This is a genomic window from Cobetia sp., assembly GCF_983723665.1.
This window is the reverse complement of sequence record NZ_CFDJES010000124.1, coordinates 1-1,441: the sequence shown is the minus strand read 5'-3', so window position 1 is coordinate 1,441 and position 1,441 is coordinate 1. Positions and strand designations below refer to the sequence as shown.

At 62.0% G+C, this 1,441-nt stretch carries 2 protein-coding genes; both read left to right on the top strand.

Translation table 11 applies throughout. The features are described 5' to 3' along the window. Window positions 1-174 precede the first annotated feature (174 nt). Entirely contained in the window at window positions 175-684 is a 510-nt protein-coding gene (gene coaD, locus AC4FAH_RS11675; protein ID WP_043334599.1) for a pantetheine-phosphate adenylyltransferase, read from the top strand. 10 nt (window positions 685-694) lie between these two features. Then, window positions 695-952: a YfhL family 4Fe-4S dicluster ferredoxin gene (locus AC4FAH_RS11670; protein ID WP_043334597.1), complete on the top strand. Its 258-nt coding sequence runs from the start codon at window positions 695-697 to the stop codon at window positions 950-952. Window positions 953-1,441 lie beyond the last annotated feature (489 nt).

Below are 1,441 nucleotides of genomic sequence, written 5' to 3'. Positions count from 1 at the left end.
TGACGAATCCCCTCCCGCGACTGGCAAGCCGCGCGAGGGGTTCTACACTCGGCGTACCAGGGAGCCGGCGGCGCGACAGCCACTGCGCCCCGGCCTTCTGCGGCTCCTCATCCTTCGTCGTCCACTGCAGCCGGTCACCAGGCTGACCCGCTGCCGACAGAGCTCGAGTTCGTCATGCCCAAGAACATTGCCGTCTATCCCGGCACCTTCGACCCGATCACCAATGGCCATACCGACCTGATCGAGCGCGGCGCGCGCCTGTTCGACAAGGTGGTGGTCGCGGTGGCTTACAGCCCCAGCAAACGCCCCGCGCTGCCGCTGGAGATGCGCATCGATCTGGCACGCCGGATTCTGGCGCATCTCGACAATGTCGAGGTCATCGGTTTCAGCTGCCTGCTGACAGAGCTGCTTGAGCAGCAGAATGCGCGTATCATTCTGCGCGGCCTGCGTGCGGTCTCCGACTTCGAGTACGAACTGCAGCTGGCCAACATGAACCGGGCCCAGGCACCGCACGTCGATAGCCTGTTCCTGACCCCGGAATTACAGAACTCCTACATTTCATCGACCATCGTGCGCGAGATATCGCGTCATGGCGGTGATGTGTCGCGTCTGGTGCATCCGCTGGTGGCCGAGACCCTCGCCCGGCATTTCTCCGCTACCGACGACGACACCGCCACAAGCTGAGGACAGCATCATGGCCCTGATCATCACTGATGAGTGCATCAACTGCGACGTCTGCGAGCCGGAATGTCCCAATGGGGCCATCTCGCCGGGGGAAGAGATCTACGTCATCGACCCGGACCTGTGCACCGAATGCGTCGGACACTTCGATGAGCCGCAATGTCAGCAGGTCTGTCCTGTCGACTGCATCCCGCTCGACCCGGCCAACAAGGAAAGCCAGGAAGAGCTGATGGACAAGTACCACATCATCACGGCCGCACTCGGCAACTGATTGCCGCCTGCTCCGGCAGCCGTCATGACGATGACATGGCCTGTACTGCGCCACATCCGTCGTGACGGCTGCTGCTTGCTTCTTGCCTGACACCTCCTGCTTTCTCCGCAAGCCCTCTCTATAAGCTCTTTCCTCAAGTCCTCTCCATAAGCCCTTTCCTCAAGCCCTTTCCTCAGACTCGGCCCTGACAGGCGTTTCAGCGCCTGACTCGCCAACGCGGCGCCTCTTGCTACAAGACACCAACAGGTAACGTAACCGACTGGCACTAACACCGACTGGCAAAGGCGCCGACGGGCAAAGACGCCGGCTGGCGACACACTTCGTTCGCGATCAAGACCTCCCGCTCTACCCGCCAGTGCTTGCTCCCGCCGTCCTCCCCGCCGTCCTCCCTGCCGGCCCCGCTGCTACCATGGCCAGACAACATCGTGGCTACCAACCTGCTCTCGGCCCCTGCCTAAACGGCTACGCAATTAATACCAAACGCTACGC

What these genes read in the sequence shown, in the direction of transcription:
- coaD (WP_043334599.1), top strand. Translation starts at nt 175, where the DNA reads ATGCCCAAGAACATTGCCGTCTATCCCGGCACCTTCGACCCGATCACC.
- AC4FAH_RS11670 (WP_043334597.1), top strand. Translation starts at nt 695, where the DNA reads ATGGCCCTGATCATCACTGATGAGTGCATCAACTGCGACGTCTGCGAG.